At 62.8% G+C, this 26,823-nt stretch carries 31 protein-coding genes; 18 read left to right on the top strand and 13 right to left on the bottom strand.

All coding sequences use genetic code 11. The features are described from left to right. The first annotated feature begins 153 nt into the window (after positions 1-153). Genes ASD07_RS24790 through ASD07_RS24780 form a run of 3 tightly spaced genes read left to right on the top strand, consistent with a single transcriptional unit; the run spans position 154 to position 2,422 of the window. Positions 154-1,101, top strand: a complete 948-nt coding sequence (locus tag ASD07_RS24790) for a YgcG family protein (protein WP_055937513.1) — start codon at positions 154-156, stop codon at positions 1,099-1,101. Beyond that, positions 1,101-1,625: a TPM domain-containing protein gene (locus tag ASD07_RS24785; RefSeq protein ID WP_055936666.1), complete on the top strand. Its 525-nt coding sequence runs from the start codon at positions 1,101-1,103 to the stop codon at positions 1,623-1,625. Before ASD07_RS24790 ends, ASD07_RS24785 begins: the two co-directional genes overlap by 1 nt. 32 nt (positions 1,626-1,657) lie before the next feature. Further along, entirely contained in the window at positions 1,658-2,422 is a 765-nt protein-coding gene (locus tag ASD07_RS24780; protein WP_055936665.1) for an SDR family NAD(P)-dependent oxidoreductase, read from the top strand. Positions 2,423-2,561: 139 nt separating this feature from the next. Here ASD07_RS24780 and ASD07_RS24775 read toward each other — a convergent pair whose 3' ends face one another. Continuing rightward, entirely contained in the window at positions 2,562-3,095 is a 534-nt protein-coding gene (locus tag ASD07_RS24775) for a hypothetical protein (RefSeq protein WP_057245583.1), read from the bottom strand. Between the two features lie 114 nt (positions 3,096-3,209). On the opposite strand from ASD07_RS24775, the gene ASD07_RS24770 reads away from it, so the two are divergent. From ASD07_RS24770 to ASD07_RS24760, 3 genes are all read left to right on the top strand, one after another. Continuing rightward, a complete protein-coding gene (locus tag ASD07_RS24770; RefSeq protein WP_156398176.1) occupies positions 3,210-5,093 on the top strand; it encodes a methyl-accepting chemotaxis protein in 1,884 nt (627 codons plus the stop codon). A gap of 143 nt (positions 5,094-5,236) precedes the next feature. Further along, entirely contained in the window at positions 5,237-5,635 is a 399-nt protein-coding gene (locus ASD07_RS24765) for a VanZ family protein (protein ID WP_055936656.1), read from the top strand. Between the two features lie 75 nt (positions 5,636-5,710). Continuing rightward, positions 5,711-6,043, top strand: coding sequence for a hypothetical protein (locus ASD07_RS24760; protein WP_055936654.1), 333 nt, complete (start codon positions 5,711-5,713; stop codon positions 6,041-6,043). Here the strand turns inward: ASD07_RS24760 and ASD07_RS24755 are convergent. The 3 genes from ASD07_RS24755 to ASD07_RS24745 form a co-directional block, all read right to left on the bottom strand. After that, positions 6,040-6,981, bottom strand: a complete 942-nt coding sequence (locus ASD07_RS24755; protein WP_082507554.1) for a TraB/GumN family protein — start codon at positions 6,979-6,981, stop codon at positions 6,040-6,042. The genes ASD07_RS24760 and ASD07_RS24755 overlap by 4 nt on opposite strands. A gap of 132 nt (positions 6,982-7,113) precedes the next feature. Continuing rightward, positions 7,114-8,607 (bottom strand): dipeptidase, encoded by a 1,494-nt coding sequence (locus tag ASD07_RS24750; RefSeq protein ID WP_055936651.1) that lies wholly within the window; start codon positions 8,605-8,607, stop codon positions 7,114-7,116. 4 nt (positions 8,608-8,611) lie between these two features. Beyond that, complete coding sequence (locus ASD07_RS24745) at positions 8,612-9,325, bottom strand: ABC transporter substrate-binding protein (protein WP_055936648.1); 714 nt, start codon at positions 9,323-9,325, stop codon at positions 8,612-8,614. 55 nt (positions 9,326-9,380) lie between these two features. On the opposite strand from ASD07_RS24745, the gene ASD07_RS24740 reads away from it, so the two are divergent. Next, complete coding sequence (locus ASD07_RS24740) at positions 9,381-10,559, top strand: MFS transporter (RefSeq protein ID WP_055936645.1); 1,179 nt, start codon at positions 9,381-9,383, stop codon at positions 10,557-10,559. Here ASD07_RS24740 and ASD07_RS24735 read toward each other — a convergent pair. The 4 genes from ASD07_RS24735 to ASD07_RS24720 all read right to left on the bottom strand — a co-directional run bounded on the left by ASD07_RS24735 (position 10,556) and on the right by ASD07_RS24720 (position 13,200). Beyond that, the gene (locus ASD07_RS24735; protein WP_055936643.1) at positions 10,556-11,017 is read right to left on the bottom strand and encodes a hypothetical protein; all 462 of its coding nucleotides are present in this window, start codon (positions 11,015-11,017) and stop codon (positions 10,556-10,558) included. The genes ASD07_RS24740 and ASD07_RS24735 overlap by 4 nt on opposite strands. Further along, the gene (locus ASD07_RS24730) at positions 11,014-11,970 is read right to left on the bottom strand and encodes a DUF6160 family protein (protein ID WP_229207279.1); all 957 of its coding nucleotides are present in this window, start codon (positions 11,968-11,970) and stop codon (positions 11,014-11,016) included. Before ASD07_RS24730 ends, ASD07_RS24735 begins: the two co-directional genes overlap by 4 nt. After that, complete coding sequence (locus tag ASD07_RS24725) at positions 11,874-12,566, bottom strand: hypothetical protein (RefSeq protein WP_200953856.1); 693 nt, start codon at positions 12,564-12,566, stop codon at positions 11,874-11,876. Before ASD07_RS24725 ends, ASD07_RS24730 begins: the two co-directional genes overlap by 97 nt. Positions 12,567-12,687: 121 nt before the next feature. After that, positions 12,688-13,200 carry a DUF6160 family protein gene (locus ASD07_RS24720; RefSeq protein ID WP_055936636.1) on the bottom strand — a complete coding sequence of 171 codons (513 nt, stop codon included), beginning with the start codon at positions 13,198-13,200 and terminating at the stop codon, positions 12,688-12,690. Between the two features lie 447 nt (positions 13,201-13,647). Between ASD07_RS24720 and ASD07_RS24715 the strand changes: the two genes are divergently transcribed. From ASD07_RS24715 to ASD07_RS24685, 7 genes are read left to right on the top strand one after another with little or no spacing between them, the layout of a single operon-like run. Further along, entirely contained in the window at positions 13,648-14,415 is a 768-nt protein-coding gene (locus tag ASD07_RS24715; protein ID WP_055936633.1) for a C39 family peptidase, read from the top strand. A gap of 10 nt (positions 14,416-14,425) precedes the next feature. Continuing rightward, positions 14,426-15,433: a transporter gene (locus ASD07_RS24710; protein ID WP_055936629.1), complete on the top strand. Its 1,008-nt coding sequence runs from the start codon at positions 14,426-14,428 to the stop codon at positions 15,431-15,433. 10 nt (positions 15,434-15,443) lie between these two features. After that, positions 15,444-17,045 carry an OmpP1/FadL family transporter gene (locus ASD07_RS24705; RefSeq protein ID WP_055936626.1) on the top strand — a complete coding sequence of 534 codons (1,602 nt, stop codon included), beginning with the start codon at positions 15,444-15,446 and terminating at the stop codon, positions 17,043-17,045. An 11-nt stretch (positions 17,046-17,056) separates the two neighbouring features. After that, on the top strand, positions 17,057-17,590 hold the full coding sequence (locus ASD07_RS24700; protein WP_055936623.1) for a hypothetical protein: 534 nt from the start codon (positions 17,057-17,059) through the stop codon (positions 17,588-17,590). Positions 17,591-17,605: 15 nt separating this feature from the next. After that, positions 17,606-18,568 carry an AraC family transcriptional regulator gene (locus ASD07_RS24695; protein ID WP_055936620.1) on the top strand — a complete coding sequence of 321 codons (963 nt, stop codon included), beginning with the start codon at positions 17,606-17,608 and terminating at the stop codon, positions 18,566-18,568. Then, the gene (locus ASD07_RS24690; protein WP_055936617.1) at positions 18,555-19,259 is read left to right on the top strand and encodes a hypothetical protein; all 705 of its coding nucleotides are present in this window, start codon (positions 18,555-18,557) and stop codon (positions 19,257-19,259) included. The genes ASD07_RS24695 and ASD07_RS24690 overlap by 14 nt, the downstream gene beginning before the upstream one ends. Continuing rightward, a complete protein-coding gene (locus ASD07_RS24685) occupies positions 19,256-19,906 on the top strand; it encodes a hypothetical protein (RefSeq protein WP_055936614.1) in 651 nt (216 codons plus the stop codon). The genes ASD07_RS24690 and ASD07_RS24685 overlap by 4 nt, the downstream gene beginning before the upstream one ends. 13 nt (positions 19,907-19,919) lie before the next feature. Here ASD07_RS24685 and ASD07_RS24680 read toward each other — a convergent pair whose 3' ends face one another. Together ASD07_RS24680 and ASD07_RS24675 are read right to left on the bottom strand one after the other, a co-directional pair. Continuing rightward, the gene (locus ASD07_RS24680) at positions 19,920-20,483 is read right to left on the bottom strand and encodes a DUF4019 domain-containing protein (RefSeq protein ID WP_055936611.1); all 564 of its coding nucleotides are present in this window, start codon (positions 20,481-20,483) and stop codon (positions 19,920-19,922) included. A 12-nt stretch (positions 20,484-20,495) separates the two neighbouring features. After that, positions 20,496-20,735, bottom strand: a complete 240-nt coding sequence (locus tag ASD07_RS24675; protein WP_055936608.1) for a hypothetical protein — start codon at positions 20,733-20,735, stop codon at positions 20,496-20,498. An 81-nt stretch (positions 20,736-20,816) separates the two neighbouring features. On the opposite strand from ASD07_RS24675, the gene ASD07_RS24670 reads away from it, so the two are divergent. Next, positions 20,817-21,566, top strand: coding sequence for an FCD domain-containing protein (locus tag ASD07_RS24670; protein WP_055936605.1), 750 nt, complete (start codon positions 20,817-20,819; stop codon positions 21,564-21,566). A gap of 230 nt (positions 21,567-21,796) precedes the next feature. Here the strand turns inward: ASD07_RS24670 and ASD07_RS24665 are convergent, their stop codons facing one another. After that, positions 21,797-22,357, bottom strand: coding sequence for a dihydrofolate reductase family protein (locus tag ASD07_RS24665; RefSeq protein ID WP_055936603.1), 561 nt, complete (start codon positions 22,355-22,357; stop codon positions 21,797-21,799). 59 nt (positions 22,358-22,416) lie between these two features. Then, positions 22,417-24,057: a M28 family peptidase gene (locus ASD07_RS24660; RefSeq protein ID WP_055937507.1), complete on the bottom strand. Its 1,641-nt coding sequence runs from the start codon at positions 24,055-24,057 to the stop codon at positions 22,417-22,419. 117 nt (positions 24,058-24,174) lie between these two features. On the opposite strand from ASD07_RS24660, the gene gluQRS reads away from it, so the two are divergent. Beyond that, positions 24,175-25,092, top strand: coding sequence for a tRNA glutamyl-Q(34) synthetase GluQRS (gene gluQRS / locus ASD07_RS24655; RefSeq protein ID WP_055936600.1), 918 nt, complete (start codon positions 24,175-24,177; stop codon positions 25,090-25,092). A 47-nt stretch (positions 25,093-25,139) separates the two neighbouring features. Then, entirely contained in the window at positions 25,140-25,448 is a 309-nt protein-coding gene (locus ASD07_RS24650; protein WP_156398175.1) for a DUF4124 domain-containing protein, read from the top strand. A gap of 8 nt (positions 25,449-25,456) precedes the next feature. Here the strand turns inward: ASD07_RS24650 and ASD07_RS24645 are convergent, their stop codons facing one another. Beyond that, positions 25,457-25,813: a hypothetical protein gene (locus ASD07_RS24645; protein ID WP_156398174.1), complete on the bottom strand. Its 357-nt coding sequence runs from the start codon at positions 25,811-25,813 to the stop codon at positions 25,457-25,459. A gap of 206 nt (positions 25,814-26,019) precedes the next feature. On the opposite strand from ASD07_RS24645, the gene ASD07_RS24640 reads away from it, so the two are divergent. Next, positions 26,020-26,805 (top strand): alpha/beta fold hydrolase, encoded by a 786-nt coding sequence (locus tag ASD07_RS24640; RefSeq protein ID WP_055936593.1) that lies wholly within the window; start codon positions 26,020-26,022, stop codon positions 26,803-26,805. Positions 26,806-26,823 lie beyond the last annotated feature (18 nt).

Here is a 26,823-nt window from a genome sequence, read left to right as displayed (position 1 = left end):
GAAGATCGGTTGGGCGATCCGCTGCTGGACCGCGACCTGGCGCGCCGTACCGGCGGCCTGGCGGAGAATGCGCGGCGCTGGACTATCCTGCCCGGCTCCCCGTGGCTAAGGGTGGTGGCCGGGCTGGCGATCCTCGCGCTGCTGGTTCTTGTCATGACCGGCGCCCGCGCGGCCGACGGCTTCGTTGCGGTGCCGGCACATGCGGCGCGCGTTACCGACCAGGCAGGCATGCTGACCGCGCAGCAGCGCTCGGCCCTTGACGGCGTGCTGGCCGATTACGAGCGCAAAACGGGCAGCCAGATTGCCATCCTGCTGCTGCCTTCCACGGCGCCGGAAGCGATCGAGCAATACAGCATCCGCGTGGCGGATGCGTGGAAGCTCGGGCGTCAGGGCGTTGACGATGGCGTGCTGCTGGTGGTGGCCAAGGATAATCCGTCCGCCCTGCGCAGGCTGCGGATCGAGGCCGGCCGCGGAGTCCAGGGGACGCTGACCGATGCCCAGTCAAAACGCGTTTTGCAGGATGTGATTGCACCGCATTTTCGGCAAGGCGACTTTTATGGCGGGCTGGCGGCCGGTGTGAGTTCGATCGCTGCTTTGCTGGATAAGGAACGCTTCCCTGCTGCGCCGGGCGCTGCGGCTGGCGGTGCGGCCGCTGGAAGTGGCGGTATGGCCGGCATGGCGGAAGCGGCCGGCGCAGGCGCGATTGCCGGCAGTGGCGGCGCGGGCACGGCGCGCAGCGCGGCGGACAGCAGCGGCAACGCACGCGCGCCCGGCGGCCCGGACAACGGCACGGGCCAGGGTGGCCGCCGCGCTGAAGGTGGCAGCTGGTCGGCGGGTTGGCTGTTTCCCCTGCTGCTGTTTGGCGTCTTCGTCGTCCTGCCCATGATGCGCGGCGGTTCGCGCCGCGGCCTGCGGCGCGGTGGCTGGGGATCGGATGCCACCGGCGTGCTGATTGGCGCCGCGCTGGGCAACGCCCTGGGTGCCGCCGCAAATCGCGGCAGCAGCGGCGGCAGCTGGGGCGGCGGTGGCGATTTCGGTGGCGGCGGCTTTAGCGGTGGCGGCGGCAGCTTCGATGGCGGCGGCGCCTCGGGAGACTGGTGATGACGACCGAAGCAACTTCCTTCTTCGGCCGCTGCCAACGCGCCTGGCGCCATATGGTTAGCGGCACCGGCGCCGGCAAACGCGCCTTCCCGCCGGCCACGCTGCAGGCGATCGAACAAGCCATCACGCTGGGCGAGCAACGCCACCGCGCCGAAGTGCGCCTGATCGTGGAACCGGGACTGGACGCCCGCTCGGCCTTCCACAACATGAGCAACCGCCAGCGCGCCCGCGCCCTGTTCGCCCAATACGGCGTGTGGGATACCGAAGAGAACTGCGGAGTCCTCATCTACATCAACCTGGCGGCGCGCGAGGTCGATATTGTCGCCGACCGCCACGTCGGCAAACTGGTCGCAGACACCGAATGGCAAACCATCTGCCGCACCATGACCACCGGTTTCGCCCAGGGCGACTACCACTCCCCCACCCTGTCCGCGCTGGAACAGCTCAATACGCTCTTGGCGCGCCACTACCCGGCCGACGGCAAACGCCCCAACCAACTGCCCAACGACGCGGTCATCCTCTAAAATAAGCTTCCTAACCGACAAGCGGAAGCAACATGAAATTAACGAATAAAGTAGCCATCGTCACCGGCGCCACCCAGGGTATCGGCCTGGCCTGCGCCCAGCGCCTCATTACCGAAGGGGCCAAGGTCATGCTGGTGGACATCAAGCCGGAAGGCGCCCAGGCCGCCGAAGCCCTGGGTGGGCAGGCCCGCTTCTTCGCCGCGGACGTCAGCCAGAAAGCCGATGTCGACGCGCTGGTCGCTGCCACGCTGGCCGCTTTCGGCCGCATCGATATCCTGGTCAACAACGCGGGCGTGACCCACAAATGCAGCTTCCTCGACCTGGCGGAAGCCGATTTCGACCGGGTGCTTGGCATTAACCTGAAGTCCATGTTCCTGTGCGGCCAGGCCGTGGCGCGCGAAATGGTCAAGCAGCAAAGCGGCTGCATTATCAATATGTCAAGTGTGAACTCGGAACTGGCGATCCCGGACCAGGTGCCGTACGTGGTGTCGAAAGGCGGCGTCAATCAATTGACCAAGGTGATGTCGCTGAACCTGGCGCCTTATGGTATCCGCGTCAACGGTATTGGCCCGGGCACCATCCTGACCGAACTGGCAAAACAGGCGGTCCTGGCCAGCCCGGAAGCCAAACGCACCATTTTGTCGCGCACTCCTTTGGGGCGTTGCGGCGAGCCGGAAGAGGTCGCTTCCATATGCGCTTTCCTCGCTAGCGACGATGCCAGCTACATGACCGGTCAGACGCTGTTCGTTGATGGTGGCCGCTTGGCGCTGAATTACGTTGTACCAGTTAAAGAATAGTTATACGGAATATGAATAACGATTATCGGAAACAAAAATTGGACTGATATGCGGCGGCGCACCATAATTGCACATGTCTCCACTATTCTCCTCCAAGAAAATAGTTTAAGCCCGCTTTAACCAGCGGGCTTTTTTTTGCTTACTCGGGCACGTAGATATACAGGTCGCCGCTGCCAAGCGTCTTGGCCCCTTTGCCTGTCGCCCCCTTCAATGCTGCCTTGATTGCCGGGTTCTTCCTGGCATCCAGGCTCGAACCCAGCACTTTGCCGTCCCAGCTGTACACCTGTTGCCATTCGCATTGGGCGCAGTTGCCGCCATTGCTCATCATGATCACGATGAACTTCTCCCTGGACGGAGTCTCAGCACAGGTGACCTCGCTCAGGCGCTCTGCAATGACAGGATAGGCTTCGCCCGGCTGCAACGCGGCAGGCTTGAAAACCTGGCTACCCAGTTCGCGACCGGTGGCGATATCGCTGATGCTCAGGCTCTGCTTGGTACAGGACAAGCCGGCAATGCCATCTTGCTGGAAACATTCGCCCTTCAGTTCAATCTTGCGCTCTGCACATTGCATGGCAGCGCTGCGCTTGAGCAGGGGCACTTTGCCAGCTGCCGATGCAGTTTGCGCCAGCCCAACCGCTAGCAAGAGTCCTACGAATACAGTAATATTTTTCATGATTAGTTGAGTAATAAGCAATTTTTTCCGCGCGGAATTATAGCGCGCCTGGCGGTATCGGGTCGCGTAATTCCCAGCTACACTGTCGAGACCTGCCAATCCTGGGAGAACGCGGTGGCCACCCTGCTCGATAGGATGAAGCTATGGCAACGTTTTCTATTGCTGGGAATGTTGGGCGTGCTGCTGGTCGCGCCGCCGTCCTATCTGTTCCTGCGTGAGAACAGCCACAGCATCCATTTTTCCACACTCGAACAGACCGGGCTCAAACCCGGCGCCCAGGCCCTCGACCTCCTGCAAAGCATCCAGCAGCACCGCGGCCTGTCAGCCGCCTTCGTTGGCGCCGGCCAGCTGGCCAGCGAGCGCAGCGCCAAAGAAGCGGAAGTCAATCGCCTGCTGCTAGGCATGTCAACAATGCTTACCGATGGCGATGGGCAGGAGCACAAAATGCTCGCCCGCATCCGCGACGAATGGACTGCGCTGGCGCGCGACGTCAGCACGCGCAGCCTGGCTACAGTAGAAAGTTACGAACGCCATACCGCACTGTGTGAATTTACCCTGCTCTTCATCGAACAACTGGCCGACCAGTCCGGCCTCTCGCTCGATCCCGATGCCGATTCCTATTACCTGATGCGCGCCACCTATTTCGACCTGCCGCGCGTGGCGGAAGACCTGGGACAGATGCGTGCGCGCGGCGCCGGATTCCTGGCCACGCGCAAGATCGATATCGAAGGCCGCGCCATCATGTACAGCCTGCTCAGCAAGGCGCGCCATGCCAGCGCCAGCATGCAGCGCACCATCGGCAAGGCTTATGCCGCCAATCCCGTACTGAAGCAGAAGCTCGATATCCCGGTCGCCGCCGCCGCTGCCGCCGCCGCCGAAGTGACGGAGCTGGCACGCACGCGCATCGTCATGGCCGACACGCTGGAATACGCCGCGCCGGATTACATTGGCGCCACCACCCGCGCCATCGACCAGCAATTCAGCGCGGACGATGCGGCCTTTGCCCTGCTGTCTTCCCACATCGAGCAGCGCTTGCATGCGCAGGATGAGACCCGTCAATTGCTGGCCGGAGGCATCATCGCCATTGCTTCGCTGGCGATCCTGGCCGGCTACGCGATCAGCCACCACCTGGTCTACCAGATTGGCGGCGAGCCATCGGAGGTATGCGAGGTGCTGCACCAGGTCGCGCAAGGCGACCTCACGCAGCGCATGCGCTTGCACAAGGACGATCGCCGCAGCCTGGCCTATATGGTGCAGGACATGGCGCAGCGCCTGCACGCCACCGTGACCAGCGTGCGCCAATCGGCAGATGCGCTGGCCAATGCGGCGGCACAAGCCAGCGCCACCGCACAGGCCCTGAGCACCAGCTCCACCGAGCAGGCGGCCAGTGTGGAACAGACCAGCGCATCGATCGAAGAAATGAGCGCCTCGATTTTCCAGAACCATGAGAACTCGCGCGTCACCGACGACATGGCGGCACGCGTCGCCGTCTATGCGGTGGAAGGCGGCGATGCCGTGGCACGCACCGCCACGGCGATGCAGCAGATCACCCGCGAGATCGCCATCATCGACGACATCGCCTACCAGACCAACCTGCTGGCGCTGAACGCCGCCATCGAGGCGGCGCGCGCTGGCGAACATGGCAAGGGCTTCGCGGTGGTGGCGGCGGAAGTGCGCAAGCTGGCCGAGCGCAGCCAGGCCGCCGCCCAGGAGATCAGCGGGGTGGCGCAGGACAGCGTCGCTGTGGCCAACCAGGCCGGCATGCTGCTGAAGGAGATCGTGCCCGGCATCCGCAAGACTTCCGAACTGGTGCAGGAAATCAACGCGGCATCGCGCGAACAAAGCAGCGGCGCCAGCCAGATCAGCGAAGCGATCAACCAGCTCAGCGACACCACCCAGCGCAATGCCGCCGCGGCCGAACAGCTTGCAGCCACCGCCGAAGAATTGACGGGCCAGGCCGATACCCTGCTCGACGCTGTTGCATTCTTCAAAGTTTGACCGAAGCTTGATTTATGTCATGGTGCTGTCACAGCCAATCCCTATAATGGACTCATCTGCTGCACACGCAATCGATATGCGTGGCGGCAGAAGGTGCGCCGGCCTAGTGCCGGCGCAACCGCTTCCGTGGTATCTTCCCACCCATGCAAAAATTCCTGACCCTGCTGTTCCTCAGCGACGCCCACGCACGCTTGCGTTTCTGGGGCGCCATCACCTTGTTCGTGCTTAACTGCATTATCGGATCGATCCCCGGTGCCCGCGCTGAAGCGGCAGAATACGCCAGCGGCCTGGTGCTGCACAGCTTTGGCTATTCGGTGCTGGCTTTCTTGCTGTTTACCGGCTGCCAAGGCGAGCCGGCGCAGCGCGCGCTGAAGGCCGTATCCGGCATCGCCATCATGGGCGCCATCGATGAGATCGTTCAATCCTTCTTCCCCTACCGCCATGGCTCAGTCGACGACTGGCTGGTCGACATGGCAGCCGCGATCATTGCCTCGACCGTGATGTGGGCCTTGTGGAGCTTGCGTAAGCATCCTGCTGCTTGAAGTGCGTCGGCCGTTTTCGGAACGGCGTACACTTCCCGGACGCGCGGACCTTACGTGGCTTCTTATGGAGGATGTATGAAACTTTCCGTAATCATGCTGGTGAGCCTGGCCCTGGCGGGCTGCGCCCATGACAGCAGCAAGAAAACCGCCAGTGTGGATGAAGGCAGCAACAGCTCGGTGGCCGCCAATTGGGATGGCGTGGTACAGTCGATCGATCCGGCAGGCGCGATGTCGGCCGGCGGCGCGGTTGGCGCAGCTGCGGCCGGCAGCGCCGGTGGTTACCGCGTCACTGTGAAAAAGGCGGATGGTTCAATCGAAACCTTGAATGTGGACAGCATGCCCAGCTATCGCGTGGGCGACAATGTCCGCTATTCGAGCGGTTCGCTGAGCACCAGCCCGAAATACTAGTAGACCTTTTCGACCTGGTAGCCGTGCTGGCGCAGCAAAGCCGGCACGCCTTTGTCGCCGACCAGGTGCAACAGGCCGATGCCTATGAAGGCGTCGCCCTTGCGCATGATCGCTTCAATATTCGCTGCCATTTCCGGATTGCGCTTGCCCAGCAAAGTGCGGTCCATGAAGCGGGCGGACACCGAGTCGCCCGTGGTCAACTCGCGCGTCAGCGTCGCGATGCGCGACGCATCTGCAGCGCCCCATGCCTCCACCAGGCCAGCCGATTTGCGCAGCGCCGCACCGCTGTCGATATCGGCGATATTTTCCAGCAGGTAGGCTTCCTGTTGCGCGTCGCTCAATGAGGCGAACAGGCCGAGCTGGTAGTCCGCGGTCTCCAGCTCCTGCAAGGGTTTCTTCTGCTGCGTGGCGTTGCTCAGCAAATAGCCTTCCACACCCAGGCCGCGGTTGAAACCGCTCTTTTCGATCTCCTGCCCGACCAGGATATTCGCCACCACCCAGGGGCGGTAATGCTGGACGCTCGACAGCGGCAGCTTGACCTTGTCGAGCGCTACCTGCAGCCTGGCCAGTGCAGCCGGCGACAGATGGTCGCGGATCGATTGCCCGGCCGGATATTGGCCGTGGCGTTCCAGCGCCCGATAGTAAGGCGCACTGGCGCGCACATCGATTTCCAGCACCAGCGAACTGGACTTGGCCAGCGCTTCGGTCACTTCAGGCTCGAGCGGGAAAAAATCCTGCTTGCCCACGTGGATGGTGCCGAACAGGTAAGAAGTTTTGCCTTCGTGATGCACACGGTACAGCGAGCCGCGGCGCGGCACATCGTTGACCTGGAGGGCATCGGCGGACGCGGCGGAATTCGCCGGCGGGATACTCATATCCATGGTGTGTGCCGACAAGGAAAATGACAATGCAGTCAGGAAGACAAGCTTGCGGAACATGGCATCTTTTCATGGGATGCCTGTGTCGCAGCCAGGCATGGGCTGTAGGCTTCCAGTGCGAAAGCCTTGTTGCCCATGGTAATGTCATTTACTGCCGTAAGGCAATACTCATTTCACCAACAATGTCGACAATTACTTCGCCAATTCCACCAGCACCGCGGTGTACATTTCCAGGTTGAGAAGTAATTGCTTTTCCGTCATATGCTCGTGCTCGGAGTGGCCGGTATAGACCTTGCCAGGCATGGTCGGGCCGAAGCTGACGGCACGCGGGAACAGGCGTGAATTGGTGCCGCCGCCGACTGAAACCGGCTGTGGATCCTTGACGCCGGTGTAGTGCGAAAACACCTTCATCAGGGTCGGCAACTGCGGCGCCTTGTCCTGTATCCAGGGCTCGCCGATCTGCGCGGCCAGGGTGGCGCGCGGCTGGTTTTCCGCCTTCCACGCATCGAATGCCTGGTTGATTTCCGAAGTCAGCTGGGCTGTTGTTTTTCCGCGCGGACGGCGCAGGTTGATGCCCAACACCAGTCCCGTGTCGCTCGCCTTCAAGGTGGTTGGCGACACGGTCATCGGACCCATAAAGTCATCGCTGTAGGCAATCTTGCCGAACCGCTCACCTTGCAGGCCGGTGCCGATCATGTCGTTGACGAAATCGACCATCATGCCGGCCTGGCTGGCGCCCCAGTGCTGCACGTCCAGCGCATCGGCCAGCATGGCGATGGCGTTGACGCCGTCTTCCGGTTTCGAGGAGTGGGCGGCAAGGCCCTTGCCGGTGACGGTCAGGCGCGTGCCCTGCCATGCGTACTGGTAGCTCATGCCCTTCTGCTGCGCGGCGCGGGTGCGGATCGCCAGTTCCAGCGCCGGGTCGGCGTTGTCGATGACGGCCCGCGCATCTTCCGGAATCTGGCTGTCGAAGAAGCCGCCGGTGAAGCTTTGGATGACCGCACCGCTACCCGGCGCCGGCGCCATGTCCGGCAAGGTGACGCGTACCGCGCCCCAGCCTTTTTCCGCCGTCACTGCGGGATATTCGGCGTCGATGGTGATATTGGTTTGCGGCGGCGTATGAGTCTTGAGGAAGGCTTCCAGCGGCACCCAGTCCGATTCCTCTGCCATGTAGATATACAGCTCGATGCGCTTTTTCAGCAGCACATTGCGGTCCTTGATCGCCTTCATCGCATACATGGCGGTGGCGATCGGGCCCTTGTCGTCTTCGGTGCCGCGCCCCAGCAGCAGGCCCGGTTCGCTGCTGCGATCGAGCTTGAACGGCGACTGCTTCCACTTGCCCGGGTCAACCGGCTGCACGTCGCCGTGGGTGATCACGCCAACGCGTTCCTTGCCTTCGCCCAGGCCAACCACCATGATGTAGCCATGGTCGGTAAAGTCCAGCCCCAGGCGCGATGCTTCCTGCTTGATGAAGCGCTTGAAGCCGATGTGCTGGGGGTTCTTCTCGAACGGCACCTTCTGGTCGGCGACGGTGTTGAAGCTGACCATGTTCGCCAGGCTCTCGATCACCTTCTCGCCATAGGTCTGGCGGGCGTAGCGCGCGGTTGCGGTGGCATCGCTGCTGAGGGGAGCGGCATGGGCTGTGGCAAAAGCTAGCGTAGTGGCTAGTGCAAGTCTCTTGATCATTATGCTATTGGTAGTTGGACAGGATTTTGTTGATGGCGCCTTCGCGCAGCAACTGGGTGATGGCGGCATCGACTTCCGCCAGGGCCACGCGGCCCTTTTCCGAAACGGCGCAGCGCGTATGGTAGCTGCGCACTACCAGCGGTTCATGGACGTTGACTTTTTCGCCCTTGTGCAACTGGTAGTCGTAAAACGATTTGATGGTGGCGACGTGGCGCAGGCGGCCGGCTGCCAGCTTGCGCAAGTTGGCCAGGTTGGAATGGGCATCGGTGCGCACGAAGCCGGTGCCCATGGCTTTCTCCATTTCCGGATACTGGAAGCCAAGCACGGTGCCGATCGGCTGGCCCCACAGGTCGAGCAGGCTTTGGGGCTGCGCCACTGTCAGTGAAGTGATGACTGTTTCGGTCTGCGGCATGAACGCTTGCGTCCAGCCGAAACGCCCCGGCAGCCACTCCGGCAGATACATGCACAGTACGTCGCCCAGCCCCGCTTCGAGCGCCATCGAGATGCGCTTGCGAGGCATCGAAAGCGTGACCGGTGTGCGACCCATTTTTTGCGCCAGCGCCAGCGCCAGGTCCTTGTGGATGCCGCCCACCACTTCGCCGTTGCGGATATCTGCCATCGGCATTTCAGTGCCGGTGTCGACCAGTATGATGACTTTTTCGGCACGTGCCGAAGCGGCAGTCAAAAGGGCGAGCGTGATGGCGGAAATGGCTTTCATTTAGAAATATTAACCCACCAGCAGCCTTTTTGTTTCAGTGCTATCCTGCACCCGCATGAAACAAGCGCACCAGATCACCCCCGCCATGATCTTGCTGCTGGCTGTTGCCAGCGGCCTGATAGTCGCCAACCTGTATTACGCCCAGCCGCTGGTGGGCCCGATCAGTCGCGCCACCGGGATCGATCCCGGCGCGGCAGGCCTGATCGTCACCCTGACCCAGGTCGGCTATTGCCTTGGCCTGGCTTTTATCGTGCCCCTCGGCGACCTGCTGGAAAACCGCCGGCTGATCGTGACGCTGCTAGGCGCAACCTCGCTGGCGCTGCTGGGCGCGGCGCTGGCGGGCAATGCGGCGACCTTCCTTGCCGCCGCCTTCTTCATCGGGCTTTGTTCGGCAGCGGCGCAGGTACTGGTGCCGTTTGCCGCGCACATGTCGGCGCCGGAGCGCCGTGGGCAGACGGTCGGCACGGTGATGAGCGGGCTGCTGCTGGGGATCATGCTGGCGCGGCCCGTTTCCAGCCTGGTGACCGATGCACTGGGATGGCATGCGATCTTCTTCATCTCCACAGCGGCCATCGCCGCACTGGCAGTGGTGCTGCAACTGCGCCTGCCGCAGCGCCGGCCCGAGGGCGGTTATCGCTACGGTGCGCTGCTGGCCTCCATGTGGACACTGTTGCGCACCACGCCGGTCCTGCGCCGCCGCGCCGCCTACCAGGCCTGCATGTTCGGCGCCTTCAGCCTGTTCTGGACCACGGTGCCGCTGGTGCTGGCCAGCCCCGCCTTCAACCTTTCGCAAACCGGCATCGCGGTCTTTGCTCTGCTGGGCGTAGCCGGTGCGATTGCATCGCCGATCGCCGGCCGGCGCGCCGACCAGGGCAAGTCCCGTTCGACGACCCTGATGGCGCTGCTGGCCGCCGCGGCGGCGTTTGCCGCGCCGCTGCTGCTGCACGGCAGCCGCGACTTCACGCTGGTGCTGCTGGTGTTTTGCGGGATCGTGCTGGACATGGGAGCTTCGGGCAACCTGGTGCTGGGACAGCGCGCCATCTTTGCCCTGGGCGCGGAAATGCGCAGCCGCCTCAATGGCCTGTATATCTCGATCTTCTTCGCCGGGGGAGCCTTCGGCTCGTGGCTCGGCGGCTGGACCTGGGCGCATCATGGCTGGAATGGCGTGCTGCTGGCAGGCCTGTCGTTCCCGCTGCTGGCGCTGGCGCTGTTTGCCACCGAACGTCGCGATTAATGCGCCCACATCCGGAACTCGCCCTGCATCTGCAGGCTGCCGTTGATATTGACGCTGCCAAGATTGCCGGTGACGGCGGCATTGGGGTCGTTTTGCACACTCATTGATTCGAAGCCGAAATTTGTGTAGCGCATTTGCGACGGCAGCGTAATGGCGATGTAGTCGCCGTTACCGTCGGGCCTTGCCTGCACATTGAGGCCGACGGCAAACATGTCGACCGTGCCGCGCACATTGCGCAGCACGATGTAGCGCGGCTGCGCGCCATCATGGAAGCCAAGCGAGAGGCGGCTGTCGGTTACGGCGCCGACCAGGGTCGGATCGTTCACCACCACGTGGGCCGCGAAGCTGATGCCGTCGCGGGCGCTGACGCCGGAAAGTTCGCTGTCTTCAAGCGGCTTGGGCGGCGCGGCCTGCAGCATGGCCGGAAGCAGCAGCAACAGTGCGGCGAGTCTCGTCATTGGCGGAATTTGATATCAAGGTAGTTGATCTGGATATTGCCGATGCGGGAAGAACCCAGGTCCATATTGCCACTTGGCGCTGTGAAGCTGATCTTGCCGATCTCAATGCCGCCGCTGGCTGCCTGGCCGGTGCCGTACTGCGCGTCCGGCGCGCCGATGCCGATGTGCAGGCGCGGACCATTTTCGTCGGCCAGGGCATTGACCAGCGCCGGCTGGCGCGCGACGTCGGCGATTACCCATGGCTGTCCGGTGAAGTTGCCGTTTTCGTCGGTGGCTCCAATGCGGATGTTGTCGAGCGCCAGCTGGCCTACCGTATTGGCGCGTCCGTTCGGGCGCAGCGCCCACTGGCCGATTTCCATGCGCATCGCCACGCCCAGGGCCAGGCCGTCCTGGGTGCGCGGCGTGGAGAACTGCCAGCCGCCCCCGTACAAGGCCAGGTCGCTCACCACAATTGCGCCGCCATCGCGGTCGATGCCATCGGCGTTGACGCCGAAGTCGTGGGCAAGCTGCCATTTCTGCTCGCCGTTGACGTTTTGCGGCAGGCTGAATTGCGCGACGTCGGCCAGGCCGTTATTGCTGCGTAAGATGTCGAAGCGGTAGGGATCCGAGAATGGTGTCGCGCTGTCGCTGCGCGATGCACTGGGGTTACCAGCCCAGATGCTGGCGCCGTCCGGGCGCGTATACGTCACGCGCAGGTCGCCATTCATCGAAAAGCCATTCAGGTCGAAGCTGACGCCGTCGCGCCCCCGCACGTCGGAAAGGGCGCTGTCGTTCAGTGGGCGCAGGCCGCCGGCCAGCGCCAGCGGTGACGCCAGCGCGATGCACGCGGCCAGCAGGGAGCTGCGCGCGCCCAGCATCAGCGCCCCCCCGGCATGAGCGGTGCTACCGGTGCCGGAACCGGTGCCGCAGGCAGGTTGGTAAGCGACACCAGCTTGTCGCGCCAGTTCAGCCATACGCCCGACTGGGCTGCATCGGGCATCTGCGTCGTGCCGCTCGGCGCCTGGAACTGCACACCCGACTTCAGTACGGAGATCCAGAAATCCCGGCTCGGCCCGGAGGCATCGCCCGCGCGCACGCCGACCAGGGAGCTGGCGCCATCCCAGCGCTTGCCGCCGCCCGCATCGGCATGCGAATCGATGGTTGCCGGCTGGCCGTTCGCGTCGACGCCGCTCACCAGCAGCGAACCGGAAAGACCGTTCACCTTCAGGCCCACATCGCCCTTGATGCTGTCGAAGCCCATGCGCATGCCCACCACTTCGCGCGGTGCAGCGGTATCACCGGTGTTGCGGTACACGACTTCGAAGTACGGATCGGTAATCGAGACCTTGCTGCCGTTCTGCCCGAACTGCAGCGAGGGCATGTCGATATCGGCGCCGGTCCCTTCACGCGAAGGAAAGCGGTAATCGCCCAGGCGGATATGTCGCAGGCTGGCATTCAATTCCACGTCCGCATCCAGCGCGATGCGCGTGAAATCAAAGCCGCCAAGCGTGCTGTTGCTCACTGCCAGCAAGCCCTGCCCGCGTGCGCGCGACAAGTCGTCGTCGCTCATGGGCCGCAGCTGCGCAGAAGCCGGTGCGCAGAAAAAGACGGCCGCCAGGGCGGCCGCAAAGAGACGGGATTCCATCATCAGGAAAGTCGCAGAGCGGCCGCTCCCACGGCCGCAACTGCGATTAGTGTGCCCAGATCCACACTTGGGTGCCACGCAGGTCAAGCTGGTTCATGGCCATCGAACCGTAGGAAGCATTGCTGCCGCCCATCTTGATTGCGTCAACGGAGATGTTCAGCAGTTTGCCTGCTGCCACCTGCACGTCGGCCGGGATCGCGATTTGCACCACGTCGCCGCCGGTTGCCGGGTTGTAGAAGGTGCCTGGGTTGGTCACGCCGGCAGCGCCGGCAGCCTGCAGGAACGAATTGCGCGACAGGATGTCGATGGTCGCAGCGATCAGGCCATTGACCTTGATGCCGTTGAAGCTCACCGAACCGCCGCCCAGGCCGTTGGCATCCACTGCGTCGGTGTCGGTGTAGACGAAGGATTCGACTTTGACGTTCAGGTTGGCGCCGATCGACACGCCGTCCTGGCCGGTAACGGCGCTCAGTTCTGCGTCTTTGATCGGGGTCATGGCCGATGCCGACAGGGCCAGGGTGGACAGGGCGATTGCTACAGCGGTGGTAATGCGTTTCATATCGTTGATCTCCGTTCGAATAAGAATTGTCGTTTGGTCTTGCTCCTGTATGCCTCCTTGCCGGTCGCGGGCCTGGTGGGCCCGGTGCAGCGAGGCACCGTCTTAATATTGTCGCAATATTAATTAAATTTATGATAGGTGGCGCCACCGGAAAGGGTCTAGCGTTTCACACTGACCGCACAGGCCAAACGCTTGTCCTGGGGAGCCAGCCAGAGGAAGAGCGCCGTTCGCCGCATGTTGCCTGCATTAGCATAAGTTTTCGTGTGCGAACTAGAGGTGTGCATCTAATTTTTATGCAACGTGCGCTGCGTGAAACGTGCGTAAATAAATAACAAAAGAGCAAGGACGAACGTTCGTCCAAATTAATAACGGAGACGCCATGGGTGCAGAATTCGACGCGCGCGCGAAGCGCAAGGGCAGCGCTTACCCCAACGATCGGGAGCTGCCATGCTGATGCTGTTAATGGGGGTCCTGGCAGCCCTGATTGGCGGTTCCGCCGCCCTCTCGCGCCACGACGTGCAGGAGCGTCCCAAAGACCAGTACGAGATGCCGCAAACCATGCTCGGCGGCGGCAGCTACTCGCAGGCCGTGAGCATGGAGCCGTTCTCCGAGCTCAAATACCGCCACATCGTGCGCCAGGCTTACGACTACAGCTGCGGTTCGGCGGCGCTGGTCACCATCCTCAAATTCCACCTCGGCCTCGACGTCACCGAACAGCAAGCCATGGAAGGCATGCTGGATAAGGGCGAAAAGGAAAAGATCATCGAGCGCCGCGGCTTTTCGCTGCTGGACATGAAGCGCTACGCCGCTTCGCTCAACGTGCCCGCCGCCGGCTACAAGGCCGAAGTGAAGGACTTGCTGACGCTGGAAGAACCGGCCATCGTGCCGATCGACTACGCCGGCGCCAAGCACTTCGTGGTGCTGCGCGGCATACGCAACGGCGTGGTCTACATCGCCGATCCCTCAGCCGGCAACCTGGCCTTCTCGGTACAGGAATTCGCCACGCTGTGGGACAAGAACACCTTATTCATCCTGTCCGCACCGGCCGGGCAGAAAGCACCGGCACAACTGGCGCTGAATGACCAGGAACTGGGCGTGGTCGACATGGACCGCGTCACTAACCATGGCCAGCTCGATCCCTTCAACAACACCACGCAACTGCTGGAACGTGCCGTCAACTCCGGCCCGGCCCGCACCTGGATGCACCGTCAATAAGGAAACGCGAATGAAATATCAGTACCTGCCATTCATGCTTGCCACCGCCCTGCTGGTGCATTCGACCGCCGGCGCGCAGGAAAGCACGGCAGCCACCAGTACCGCCGCGGCACGCGATGCGCTGGCGAAAAAAGAGGGCGAAGGCGACCAGAGCGCCCTGCTGAAAGAAACCCTGACCGCAGTCGACAAGCAGTATTCCCTGATCCGCAAAGGCAAATCGCAGTACACCTACGACTTGAATTACACCTACATCGGCCAGGAAAAGCTCGTCACCGATATTACGGCCGAAGGCCTGACCCTGTTTGAAATCGAAAACGTGTCGGCCCACGTCGTCACCAACACCCTGTCGGTCGACTACGGCGTGTGGGACAACCTGACCGCCAACGTGACCCTGCCCGTGATCGGCAAGTTCGCCGAGTCGCGCAACGGCAACAACACCTCGTTCTCGCTGGGCGACGTCGCCATCGGCGCCCGTTACCAGCCATGGGAAGCGCGCCGCGACCGCGCCAACTTCACCGCCACCAGCAACCTGCGCCTGCCCACCGGCCGCAGCCCGTTCAAGATCATCGCAGGCAGCGGCGAAGCAACCGGCAGTGGCGTCGCTGCGCTCTCGCTCGGCATGAACGTCAACCGCATCGTCGATCCGGTAGCGCTGTTCGGCTCCCTGTCGCTGACGGCCAGCACCCAGGCCACCGGCCTGCACCAGGTCAACGGCACGCGCGTGCTGACCCGTGTAGCGCCGGGCACACAGTTTGGCTTCGGCATGGGCTTCGCCTATGCCCTGTCGTATGGCATTTCTACAACGATGTCCTTCCAGGGTGCGATTGCGCAGGGCGCGAAGTTGCGTTTTGCCGACGGCCTGAACGTGCGCACCAACACCCAGACTTCAGCGATCCTGAACTTCGGCATGGGTTACCGCATGTCGCCTAAGAACACGGTCAACATGTCGGTTGGCATTGGCCTCACCAGCGACTCGCCGAACTTCTCGGTGGGCCTGAACCTGCCGCTGGCTTTCTGACGAGGCAGCAATGCGAGCCCCGTTCCGCCTGGCGGCATGTGCCGCCGCGCTTGCCCATGTTCTGCCCGCGCACGCCGCGCTGGTGGAAAACCTGACCACCAGCGTGGTGGCCATGTCGCTCGGGAACGCCGTCACGGCCGACCCGCCCGGCATCGACTCGGTGCATTTCAACCCTGCCGGCCTGGCTCGCCTGCAGGGCGACAGCATGCAGCACACCGCGTTCGGCGCGTCGATCCGCGCGCGTGCCGGTTTTTCCGCGCCGGCCGGCTTCGATATCGGCGGCTGGAAGGACGACCCGCTCAGCGGCACCCACACCGGACCGATGCGGCAAGCCATGTACGTGCCCGGTTACGGCATGCCGGGGTGGCGCCTGCCTGGCGTGATCGTGCCTACCTTCGGTTTCGCCTGGAACAATCCCGGTTCGCCGTGGACCTTCGCCACCAATTCCTATATGGCGCAGGCGATCAGCCTTGACCGCACCAAGGATCCGGACGACCCGGGCCGCTTCGACGGCCGCCAGATCCAGCTGCAAAGGCTGGTGTGGGCCTCGCCTGCCGTCGGCTACAAGTTTTCGGACACGCTGCGCTTCGGCGCCGCCGTGCCGATCGCCCACTCGGCCTTCGTCGTCGACACGCATATGCGCTTCCCCAACCAGTTGCTGGGCATCTTCGGCAAACTGCAGGAAGGCTGGTGCCCGGAAGAAGGGGGCAACATCATCGATACCTTCGGCTTTGGCCTGTGCGGCGGCGGCAAGGCCGGCATGGTCAATCCCTTCAAGAAGGCTGCCGCGATGCGTCTGGAAATGACTGCGCCGGTCGATCCAACGCTGAACCTTGGCGTGCTGTGGGAACCAAAACCATGGTTCGCGCTGGGCGTGGTCTACCAGGGCGGCTCGAAGACCCGCTATACCGGGCATTACACCTTCGAAACCGAACCGATGCTGCGCAACTTCGTCAAAGGCCTGAATTCCAGCCTGTTCGGTCCCGTGGCAGGCGCCATCCTTGGCTTGCCGCAGTCGATCCCGGAAGTCCAGCATGGCAATATGTCGGCCAGCATCCCCTTCCCTGCGCACCTGCAGGTCGGCGTGAAGTTCAAACCGATGCGCTACGTGCAGTTGAATGTGGATGCCAGCTATACGCGCTGGAGCGACTGGAACCAGCTCGTGTTCGAATTCGACCAGAGCATCAAGCTGCTGGAAGTGGCGCGCCTGTATGGCGTTCCCGACTCCGGCAAGCTGAAGATACCGCGCGGCTACAAGAGCGTGCTGAATATGGGCTACGGCCTGCAATTATTCCCGTTTGAACGCTTGGCGCTGCGCTTTGGCTACGAGCCGCGCAAGACGTCGGTCCCGGCCAACAAGATCGACCTGATCGCGCCGCTGCCGGACACGAAGCTTTTCAGCGTCGGGATGAACTGGCGCATCAACAAGAAGTATGAGCTGAACCTGGCTGCTTCCTACATGCGGGGCAAGTTCAATGCGCCAGCCGAATCGTCGGACAATATGAACAGCAGCAAATTCCTCAACATTATTTACAACCCTTATGCCGGCCAGGACGTGGCCGGCGATATCAAAGTCCGGTACGCCGGATTCAGTCTTGTTGAACATTTCTAGGAGCGCTTGAGATGAAAAAACTCGCGACAATGATCGCCGCCCTGGCCATCGGGGGCTCAGTGCATGCAGCGCCGGTTCCGGCCGCGAAACAGGAATTGGTCAACCGCGTGCTGCAACTATGGCACCCGGAAAGCATCGGAGAATCGATGCTGCAGGCGCCGGTAGGCGATGCGGTACAACAGGCGCGCGCCGTGCTGCAGGGACGCGTGTCGCCGGAGAAGCGCGATGCCGCGCTGAAGGAGATCGTGGCCGATGCCCGCCAGTTCATGGACGAGAACAAGCCGCTGGCCCAGGCCAGCGCGCATAAGCTGGTGGGAACCACGCTGGCCCCGATGCTTGCGGAACGCTTTACGGAAGAAGAACTGCGCCAGATCATCACCATCCTCGAATCGCCGGTGAAGAAGAAATTCGAAGGCATGGTGCCCGAGCTGCAGAAAAAACTGGGCGAAGGCGTTGCCGCCGATACGCGTGCCGTGATGGACCCCAAGCTGCAGGAACTGCAGCAGCGCATCGGCATGCGCCTGCGCAGCGCGGTGTCGCCCTAAGCGGGAGCACAGGCCATGAGCTATTCTTCGGCTCTTCACCTGGTGCGCGGTGTGAAATCGCGCCTCTCCCATTCCGGCGTTGAAGCGGAAGCGCTGTTCGAGCAGGCCGGCCTGAATGAAGGCGACGGCCTGGCTTGCGATGCGCTGGCGCTGTCGGACAAACTCAGCCACCTGTGGGAGCTGGTGGTTGAACATTCAGGCGATCCGCTGATCGGCCTGAAGGTCTCCACCCCGCACCGCCTGGGCTGGCTGGGCGTGATGGGGCATATCATGCTGCTGTCGCCGACCGTGCAAAGCACGATCGAGCGCTGTCACGGCCACACGCGCGTGGGCATCCTGCTGCCCGGCTTGCAGCGCGTAGTGCCGCGCCAACGCTACGATTTTGTGTGGTGCGTGCTGCTGCGCACCCTGCGCTGCGCCTCCGGCCGCGATGACGCGGTGCCGGTCAAGGTGGAATACGCCTTTCCGGAACCCGCCAATTCGGCGTACTTCGAAAACACCTTTGGCTGCCCGGTGCATTTCAACCGGCCGCACAACGTGATGGAGTTTTCCGATACCGACATGGTGGCAGCGCTGCCCCATGGCGGTATGCCGCCCCCGGGTGGCCCGCAGCCGATCCTGGCGCAACTGGCGGAAGCGCAGCCGCCGGCGTTCACCGCCCGCGTGCAGGAAATCCTCGCTTCGCTGCTGCCAAAAGGTCCGCCGCACCGCGACGCCGTCGCCGGTCTGCTGGCCATGAGCGAGCGCACCTTGCAGCGCCGGCTGGCCGAGGAAGGCACCAGTTTCTCCAACGTAGTGGACGACACGCGGCGCGCGTTGGCGCGGCAATCGCTTGAAGCTGGCGAACTGTCGCTGAAGATGCTCAGCTTCCAATTGGGCTTTTCCGAACCGAGCGCGTTTTACCGCGCATGCAAGCGCTGGTTCGGCATGACGCCTTCCGACCTCGCCAATCATGGAGAGAAACATGGCATGGTATAAAGCGGAGCATCCTGCGCAACTGTTTGGCCAATTGCTGGTCAAGCACAAGCTGGTCACCGACGAGCAGCTTCAGCGCGCAATCGAACACCAGCGGCAGACCGGCCAGCGCCTCGGCGAGATCTTCGCCGAATGGGAGCTGGTAACCCACCAGCATGTGCAGGACATCCTGCTCAAGCAGCGCCGTGTGCGCATGGCCGCTGCGCTGATCGGGGCGATCTTCGCGCCGCTGGAGGCCTATGCGGCCGAAACGCTGGCGGCTGCACCTGCAGCCATCAGCGCGCAAGCAGCGATCCTGCCGCGCGAAGGTTCCCTTGCGGCGCTGGCGGAGCACGAGCTGGACGCGGTCACCGCGCAGGGCCTCGACGATGACCTGGTGCGGCAGGTGCGCGACCAGTTGAAGCGCAACGGGGTGGAAGTGAGCGGCGACCTGGCGAAGCTGGTCAATCCTATCCTCGGCGTGGTGGAATCGGACGCCAGCGTGCACAATGTGGTGTACGCACCGAATCGCGCAGCGACCACCGTCAATCCCGACGGCTCGTTGTCGCTGAACCTGCCCACCACCATCGGGGAAATCAACTTTAATAACATTCGCGTGCAGGGCGCGGCAGCCGGCGCACCATCCTTCGGCAGCATCTCCATCCGCGGCATCGACCTGACCGGTACCGTGATCACACTGGCGCTCAAACGATGAAGCCCGCATTCAGTCCCTCCACAACGCGCGCGCACCTGGCTTGCTGGTCGCCCCTGATCGCAGCTCTCGCCGCCGCCGCCGCAACTGCGAGTACCGCTGCGCCGCCGGTGCCCGACTTGGCCTCGCTGACCGGCGGCACGATCCACGTGGCGGAAGCGCCCAGTCCCGGCCATCCCGGCAAGGCCTTCACCGCCTGGACACTGGCCCCCGCCACCGTCCCACGCCTGTGCGCGATGGTGCAGGACTACGCTTCCTACCCTTCCTACATGCCGAACACAAAAAGCGCGCTACCGGTAGGCGAAGTTGAAGGATACGTCCTGGTCGACATGACACTGGACCTGCCGCTAGGACAGCAAAAGAAATACCGCCTGCGCCTGGAACAGCAACAGCAGCCTGACGCAGCCCAATGCAAACTGGCTTGGCAGCTGATCCCAAGCGGCGTGGCACCCGCAGACACCATTGCGGACACCTCCGGCTACTGGCTCTTCACGCCAATTCAAGGCGAAAGCGGCAAAACGCTGATCGAGTACCATGTCTATGCCGATCCCGGCCCGGTGCCTTACGGCTTCGGCTGGATCGTCGAGATGATGAGCAAGCGCAGCCTACCGCGCACGCTGGAGGCCTTGCGCGCGCAAGCCGCCAAATAGGCGCGGCAGCGCATCAATCAACGCAACGGAACACGCCTTTCATGTTCGCGCGCTGCCCGGCGGTCAACCGCGCAGCCGTCGCGTTGTAGATATAGTTCTCCTCTTCCCGCATCAGCAGGAAACTGCCGTCCGCCTGCTCGCTCCAGACCAGGTAGCCGCAATAGGTGTCGGCATTGGCAAAGCGGCCGGTAAAGTCCACCGCAGCATAGGTGCCCGGCGTGCCGCTTTGCGAGCTACGATAGATTGTCACTTTTTTCAGTTCGCGCTGCTGCATGGCTCCTGCACGTGCAGCGCTGGCGACTGCAGCATCGCGCCATCCCTCGAAGGTCCACTGCTGCCGTAAGCCCGCGCCCAGGCGCTCCCATGCCCTGGCATAGTGCGCCGCGTCCTTCTCGGCAAAGTAAGCCTTGCTCAACTCCTCGACGCGCGTTTTCTGCGAAGTGCTTGGCTGCCACGATGGCGCAGGGCCAGCGGCCATGGGTGGCGCCAGCGACTGCTGCAGCGCCGTATTCATGCGGCGGAATTCCTCCAGCATGCTGTCGCAGGCTTCCTTTTTCGCCTCGCACAACGAATTCATTTTGATCGACAGCTAGCCATTTTCCATGACTACTGTGCGCCGCACCGCCGCCGGATGCGCCGGATGGCCCGGCAGCGTGAATGACCACAGGGTGCCATTTACCTTGTCGTCCACGGTAGTCCAGCCGCCGCCCTCGGAGATCGTGACACCGCCGCGCGCTTTCAACGCCTCCAGCGCTGCCGGGGCGGAGCTATAGCCAATGCCGTCCGGCGTCGCTGTCATTGCAGCCAGCACTATCAGGAAACCAATCATGCGTTGCAATATAGACCACGGCGCCGCAAAAGGTCAATTGTGGTAGCATCCGGCGGTCTTACCACTCATCCAACAGCCGCCATGCAATCCGCCCAACGCTTGTCAGATGTCGTCGCCACCGAGCTGGAAACCCGGATCCTCGAAGGTTCGCTCAAACCCGGCGACCGTTTGCCTTCCGAGCGTGAGCTGGCGGTGGAGCTGGGCGTATCGCGCCCCTCCCTGCGCGGTGCCTTGCAATCGCTGGTAGCCAAAGGCCTGCTGATCACGCGCCACGGCGGCGGCACTTTCGTGACCGATTCGATGCAGGCGGCATTCACCGACCCGTGGCAGCAGATGCTGAACGACCATCCGGATATCCACGGCGACATGCTGGAATTCCGCCACATGCTGGAGGGGCAGGCAGCGCAACTGGCGGCGGAACGCGGGACGAAAGAAGATTTCGAGCGCATCCGCACCTGCCATGAAGCACTGGAGCGTGCGTTTGCTGCGCAGGACCTGGACCAGTGCATCAAGACCGACGTGGAATTCCACCAGGCGATTGCGGAAGCTTCGCACAATGTGCTGATCGGGCATCTGAGCTCCAGCCTGCACAAGGTAATGGAAGGCCATGTGCAGAGCAACCTGGAATACCTGACTGCCCGGCCGGAACTCTGGGCGCAGCTTCAAACGCAACACCGCGCGATCTGGGACGCGGTACGGGAACGCAGGATGGATGTAGCGGCACGCGCTGCCCACCAGCATCTGGATTTCGTGCAGCAGACCATGCGCGAAACCCTGAAGAACGAAGAGCGCCGCAATGCTGCGACGCGGCGGCTGTCAGCCAACTTGTAGGAGTGTCAAAAACCTGCCGCGTCTACTTCGGTCTAATTCAGACCGTCCGAGTTCCTTTTGCGGACGACTTCTCCGGCGCCAGAGTGCCGTAGTATTTGTTACGCGTTTCGTTGTAAGTGGCAGCGCGGGTACCGACCTCTGAGCAGAGAAGGCGGACCGCAAATTTGTGCGGCATCACAGAAAGTTCGGCTTCCGCCTTGTCGAGTACTCGCTCGCGCTGAATCCGGTTTTTAGCCGCGCTCGCGACGGTAATGCATGGCTACTGCACCGTTGTTGAGCGGTTTCGCCGAGAGCAATGCAAGCCGTCGCGTGCTGGACAGCCCGCTCTGGTACAGGGTCGGACCGTGACCGGCAATCCTGGGGTGAATGAGGAACAGGTACTCATCGATGAGATCCAGCCGGTCCAATTCGGTCGCGAGCTTCCCACTGCCAAGGAGAACGCCAGCCGGGGTCGCATCCTTGAGTTTTTGCACGCCCAAGCGCAAGTCGCCGCCGATGTGGTGGCTGTTAGTCCAGGGGAAGTCCATTCGCGTTGAAGACACGACGTACTTCGGCTTGATCTCCAGCTTGGCCGCCCATTCACGCACAGCCGGCAGAGCCGTTACATCGCCACGCGCGACCGCCGGCCAGTAGCCCTCCATCATCTCGTAGCTAGTACGCCCCCATAGCATCACCCCATTCTCGTCCATGAGGCGCGTGAAGAAGGCGTGCGTCTCGCCGTCAGCGATTCCCTCCTGATGGTCGACGCAGCCGTCCAAAGTGACGTTGAGGCTGAAGGTCAGGATTCCCATGTGAATCTCCTCCGAATTGGGGAAGGGGCGTCCCCCCTCTTCCCTGACGTTGATACTCCCTATTTGGTGCGAGCCTTGCCAAAAGCATCTCCGGCTTTCCACTCCGGCATCTTCGGCGCATCGGCCACGATTCGGCCCAGGTTAAGGGTGAATTGCGCCATCTGCGTCATGCCTGCCATCGACCAGTTAGGATCGTATTCGTCGCTGACCTGGTGATAGCTCTTGCGATAGGCCGCGCGCATCTTTTCGGCCTTCTCCTTGTCACCAAGGTAGTCGCTACCCGAAGTGATCGAAAACGCCGGCACACCTGCCTTGGCAAAGCTGAAGTGGTCGGAACGGAAGTAACCGCCCGCCAGGTCCGGCTTCTGTTTCGCGATCACCATTTTCATGCCTTTGGCCGCGGCTTCAGCCATCTTGCCCAAGTCGGTACGCTCGCTGCCGGCCGTGCCGATATCGTGCGTGGTGCCGATCCAGTTCAACGAATCCAGGTTCAGGTTCGCTGCGGTTTTAGCCAGCGGCCACAGTGGCGCTTCGGCATAGGCCGCGCTACCGAGCAGGCCTTGTTCTTCCGCAGCTACCCACAGGAACATCTGGCTGCGCTTGGCCGGCGCCTTGACTGCTTCCTGCGCCATGGCCAGCAGGGCTGCGCTGCCCGATGCATTGTCGACCGCGCCGTTGTAGATGGTGTCGCCCCCGGTGCCCTGCTTGCCCAGGTGGTCCCAGTGCGCAGAGTAGATCACCACTTCATCTTTCAGCTTCGGATCTGTGCCCGGCACCACGCCAGCCACGTTGAACTGTTCGACGTTGCGCACTTCCGCCTTCATGTCGCCCACCAGCTTGGCCTTCAACGCCACCGGCTGGAAGTCCTTGCGTTCGGCGGCTGCGCGCAACTGGTCCAGGTCCTGGCCTGCCGCCTTGAACAACGCCACGGCAGTATCGTTGGTCAGCCAGCCTTGCAGCTCAGTGCCCGGCGTGCCTTGTGCGAGCTGGAAGCGTTCTACGCCATCCCAGCTGTTTTTCACCACGCTGTAGCCATACGAAGCCGAAGCATCAGTGTGGATCAGCAGCGCGCCGATCGCACCTTTGCGCTTGGCTTCCTCAAATTTGTAAGTCCAGCGGCCGTAATAGGTCAGCGCCTTGCCCCCAAAACGGTTTGGCGCTTCGGCCGTCGGCATCGGGTCATTGACCATCATCACAATGACCTTGCCTTTCACGTCCTGGCCCTTGTAGTCGTCCCAGCCCTCTTCCGATGCCGTGATGCCGTAGCCGACGAATACCAGGTCGGCGTTGAAGCTGTGCGCGGACTGCGCATCACCCGGCGCATACACCCAATCCTTGCCAAAGCTCGCCGGCAGCGCGACGCCATTCGCTTCCAGGCGCAGGTTGGACGCTGCTGCATCGGTCTTGACGCCGGCGATCTTCACCAGTTGGCGGTAGGTGACCCCGTCGACCGGTTTCAGTCCCACGGCCAGTGCCTGGTTTTCCAGGTAGGAGACGGTCAGGTCGCCGCCACGCTGGCCGGTGCCGCGGCCTTCCAGCAGGTCGCTGGACAGGAACGCCAGGTGAGCGCGCAGCGGTGCTTCCTGCACGGTCGGCTGCATTGCCTTGCCGCCTTTGACGCCTGCGGCATGAGCCGGGGACAGCGCCAGCGCAATGCTGGCCGCCAAGGTGGACGCTACGAAGGTGATGGATTTAGTCATGTCTTTGTCTTTTGGATTGTCCATTGGGCACGGCTGATGGCCGCGCGGGCATTCTATCGGATTTGCCGCGCGCGCCAAGCTGCAGCGCAGCATACGGAATGGTATGCTACGCCCCGTATGAAACACACGCCTTACATCGGCCGCTTTGCGCCCTCTCCGACCGGACCACTGCACCTTGGATCCCTGGTGGCAGCCATGGCCAGCTATCTCGACGCCAAGGCCCATGGCGGCCAATGGCTGGTGCGCGTGGAGGATGTCGACCGCGACCGCAACGTGGAAGGCGCCGACCAGCACATCCTCGGGTCGCTGCAGCGCTGCGGCATGCAGTGGGACGGCGAAGTGACCTGGCAAACCAAACGCGAAGACCTGTACGAAGCGGCGCTGCGCCAGCTTGGCAACAACATCTATCCCTGCGGCTGCTCGCGCAAGGAGATTGCGGATTCCCAGCTTCGGCAGGGCCAGGCCGGCAACCCCAGCCTGGTCTATCCCGGCACCTGCCGCAACGGCCTGGCGCCCGGCCGCACTGCACGCGCACTGCGCCTGCGCACGCCGCAGGAACCGCATTGCGTGGTCCACTTCCACGACCGCTTCGCCGGTGACATCAGCCAGGACATCACGGCCGACGTGGGCGACTTCGTGGTGCGCCGCGCCGACGGTTTCTGGGCCTACCAGCTTGCCGTCGTGGTGGACGATGGCGCGCAGGGCATCACCGACATCGTGCGCGGCGCCGACCTGCTCGACTCGACTCCGCGCCAGATTTTCCTGCAACAATTGCTTGGCTTGCCGCAGCCACGCTACCTTCATTTGCCACTTGTGGTTAATGCCGACGGCGAGAAACTATCCAAGCAGACCGGTGCGCAGGCGTTCGACAGTGGCGCCCCTGCCGCAAGCCTGCTCGGCAGCGCGTTGCTGCCAGCCGCGCAGTTCCTTGGGCTCGAGGTCAGGGCCGACAGTATCGATGCTTTCTGGCGCGCGGCGATACCTGCGTGGGCAGCGGTGCTGTGCGCCCACGGTGAGGCGCCGCACAGACCATAAGCAGGGTCCGCGGCATACTGGCTCCACCAAGCGAAAGGAGGTGGGCCATGCGGCACTTACTGATCTCTTGCGCCTTGTGCGCGATGGCGCTGCCGGCAACCGCCGAGGAGAATTTTTTCCGCTGCGTCGACAGCCAAGGCGTGGTCATGCTGACCGACCGTCCTTGTGAGAACCTGCCGAACGGTGCACGGCCGGTCATGGAAAAGGAGCACTTCGTGCTGCCGGCATCCGAACAGGCGCGCAGCCAGTTCGTCAATAAGCCGCCGGTCCATGTATCGCCAAAAATCGATGTGCAAACCTTGCGCATGGCGCGCCAGGCCCTCGAGCTGCGCGACAAAGTCGCCAGCGCACGCTAGCTTCGGGCCTAAGCCGGGCCGTCCCCGTCTTCCAGCGGAAGCAAGAGCATGCAGGCTGCCGCTGCACCATGCACGATCGGCAGCAGCAGCAGGGTAACCTGCGCCGGAGCATCCGGGTCGCTGACAGAAAAGTAAGTGATAGCTACCGCCATCACAATAGGTGCCAGCGGCAGTACTGCCGCCGACACGGTGGCAGGATTCAGGCGACGCACCGCCAGCAAGTTCAGCAGCAACGCCACCAAATAAAGGGTGCGGTACACCCATTCGGAACGCACGCTGGAAAAATGCACCCCCGCGAGCATCCCTTGCATAAGCAACCCGAGCAATAGCGTCAGCAGAAGCGCGGGCAAGGCAGAGCGTTCCATGATCACTTTTAGCCTCCATCGTCACTAACAGTAACTAAGCAGGTTCTGTGCCACGCTTATGTGTCAAGGGGAACGCGCCCATGCGTTGAGGAATTTGTAGATTTCTGTAAGGAATTTCGACATCGAACGGTTGAAGCGGAAGGGCGAATGCTGCGGCGCGGTATAATAGCGGGCTTGCCTTTTGGATATCGGTTTCAGAGAAGAAGATGCACACTACGCCAGACACCCGCCCCGCCGTTGTACTGCTGCACAGTTCGCTTAGCTCGCGCAGCCAGTGGACCACCCTGATGGCCGAGCAAGAAGCCAACTACCGTTTCATCGCAATCGATCTGTTGGGCTATGGCAAATCCGCCTTCCCGACCGAAGCGGCTGCCGCCGGCTATACCCTGGCGCACGAAGCCGACGCCGTGGCCGCTGCCCTTGCCTCGCACCTTGATGCCGGCGAGCAATTCCATCTGATCGGCCACTCCTACGGCGGCGCCACCGCCTTGCGCCTGGCGCGCCAGATGCGTGAACGGGTACTGTCATTGTCCATGTTCGAACCGGTCGCCTTCCACCTGCTGCCGGCCAGCGATGCGGGCCGCCAGGAAATCGAGGCCGTGGTAGCCAAGATCAACGCTGCAACGACCGCGGAAGACGCGACCCGCGCCTTCATCGATTACTGGAACCGCGCCGGCGCCTTCGACTCCCTGCCGGAAGTGCAGCGCCACCGCTTCACCAACGGTATCGCCAAGGTCAAGCTGGATTTCGTTGCCCTGCTGGGCGAACCGGCGCGCGTGGCCGACATGGTGCAACTGGACCTGCCGGCGCTGGTGATGGCCGGCGCCAAAGGCCCGGTATCCACCCGCCGCGTAGCCGAAACCTTGGCTGCCGCCCTGCCGCAAGGGCAGTTCACGCTGACTGCCGGCGGCCATATGGCGCCGATCACCCACGCGGCCGACGTCAACCAGGTACTGCTTGGCTTCCTGGAAAACCAGCGCTTGCTCGCCTGATCCCGTTGTTCGATAATG

The organism is Duganella sp. Root336D2, assembly GCF_001425005.1.
In the GTDB taxonomy this organism is placed as follows: domain Bacteria; phylum Pseudomonadota; class Gammaproteobacteria; order Burkholderiales; family Burkholderiaceae_D; genus Rugamonas.
Note: the sequence above shows the minus strand (reverse complement) of the source record. Positions and strands in the feature narration are given on the sequence as shown.

Coding starts and splice junctions, on each gene's coding strand:
- ASD07_RS24790 (WP_055937513.1), top strand. CDS start 154: ATGACCGGCGCCCGCGCGGCCGACGGCTTCGTTGCGGTGCCGGCACAT.
- ASD07_RS24785 (WP_055936666.1), top strand. CDS start 1,101: ATGACGACCGAAGCAACTTCCTTCTTCGGCCGCTGCCAACGCGCCTGG.
- ASD07_RS24780 (WP_055936665.1), top strand. CDS start 1,658: ATGAAATTAACGAATAAAGTAGCCATCGTCACCGGCGCCACCCAGGGT.
- ASD07_RS24775 (WP_057245583.1), bottom strand. CDS start 3,095: ATGAAAAATATTACTGTATTCGTAGGACTCTTGCTAGCGGTTGGGCTG.
- ASD07_RS24765 (WP_055936656.1), top strand. CDS start 5,237: ATGCAAAAATTCCTGACCCTGCTGTTCCTCAGCGACGCCCACGCACGC.
- ASD07_RS24760 (WP_055936654.1), top strand. CDS start 5,711: ATGAAACTTTCCGTAATCATGCTGGTGAGCCTGGCCCTGGCGGGCTGC.
- ASD07_RS24755 (WP_082507554.1), bottom strand. CDS start 6,981: ATGTTCCGCAAGCTTGTCTTCCTGACTGCATTGTCATTTTCCTTGTCG.
- ASD07_RS24750 (WP_055936651.1), bottom strand. CDS start 8,607: ATGATCAAGAGACTTGCACTAGCCACTACGCTAGCTTTTGCCACAGCC.
- ASD07_RS24745 (WP_055936648.1), bottom strand. CDS start 9,325: ATGAAAGCCATTTCCGCCATCACGCTCGCCCTTTTGACTGCCGCTTCG.
- ASD07_RS24740 (WP_055936645.1), top strand. CDS start 9,381: ATGAAACAAGCGCACCAGATCACCCCCGCCATGATCTTGCTGCTGGCT.
- ASD07_RS24735 (WP_055936643.1), bottom strand. CDS start 11,017: ATGACGAGACTCGCCGCACTGTTGCTGCTGCTTCCGGCCATGCTGCAG.
- ASD07_RS24730 (WP_229207279.1), bottom strand. CDS start 11,970: ATGGCTGAACTGGCGCGACAAGCTGGTGTCGCTTACCAACCTGCCTGC.
- ASD07_RS24725 (WP_200953856.1), bottom strand. CDS start 12,566: ATGAGCGACGACGACTTGTCGCGCGCACGCGGGCAGGGCTTGCTGGCA.
- ASD07_RS24720 (WP_055936636.1), bottom strand. CDS start 13,200: ATGAAACGCATTACCACCGCTGTAGCAATCGCCCTGTCCACCCTGGCC.
- ASD07_RS24715 (WP_055936633.1), top strand. CDS start 13,648: ATGCTGATGCTGTTAATGGGGGTCCTGGCAGCCCTGATTGGCGGTTCC.
- ASD07_RS24710 (WP_055936629.1), top strand. CDS start 14,426: ATGAAATATCAGTACCTGCCATTCATGCTTGCCACCGCCCTGCTGGTG.
- ASD07_RS24705 (WP_055936626.1), top strand. CDS start 15,444: ATGCGAGCCCCGTTCCGCCTGGCGGCATGTGCCGCCGCGCTTGCCCAT.
- ASD07_RS24700 (WP_055936623.1), top strand. CDS start 17,057: ATGAAAAAACTCGCGACAATGATCGCCGCCCTGGCCATCGGGGGCTCA.
- ASD07_RS24695 (WP_055936620.1), top strand. CDS start 17,606: ATGAGCTATTCTTCGGCTCTTCACCTGGTGCGCGGTGTGAAATCGCGC.
- ASD07_RS24690 (WP_055936617.1), top strand. CDS start 18,555: ATGGCATGGTATAAAGCGGAGCATCCTGCGCAACTGTTTGGCCAATTG.
- ASD07_RS24685 (WP_055936614.1), top strand. CDS start 19,256: ATGAAGCCCGCATTCAGTCCCTCCACAACGCGCGCGCACCTGGCTTGC.
- ASD07_RS24680 (WP_055936611.1), bottom strand. CDS start 20,483: ATGAATTCGTTGTGCGAGGCGAAAAAGGAAGCCTGCGACAGCATGCTG.
- ASD07_RS24675 (WP_055936608.1), bottom strand. CDS start 20,735: ATGATTGGTTTCCTGATAGTGCTGGCTGCAATGACAGCGACGCCGGAC.
- ASD07_RS24670 (WP_055936605.1), top strand. CDS start 20,817: ATGCAATCCGCCCAACGCTTGTCAGATGTCGTCGCCACCGAGCTGGAA.
- ASD07_RS24665 (WP_055936603.1), bottom strand. CDS start 22,357: ATGGGAATCCTGACCTTCAGCCTCAACGTCACTTTGGACGGCTGCGTC.
- ASD07_RS24660 (WP_055937507.1), bottom strand. CDS start 24,057: ATGACTAAATCCATCACCTTCGTAGCGTCCACCTTGGCGGCCAGCATT.
- gluQRS (WP_055936600.1), top strand. CDS start 24,175: ATGAAACACACGCCTTACATCGGCCGCTTTGCGCCCTCTCCGACCGGA.
- ASD07_RS24650 (WP_156398175.1), top strand. CDS start 25,140: ATGCGGCACTTACTGATCTCTTGCGCCTTGTGCGCGATGGCGCTGCCG.
- ASD07_RS24645 (WP_156398174.1), bottom strand. CDS start 25,813: ATGGAACGCTCTGCCTTGCCCGCGCTTCTGCTGACGCTATTGCTCGGG.
- ASD07_RS24640 (WP_055936593.1), top strand. CDS start 26,020: ATGCACACTACGCCAGACACCCGCCCCGCCGTTGTACTGCTGCACAGT.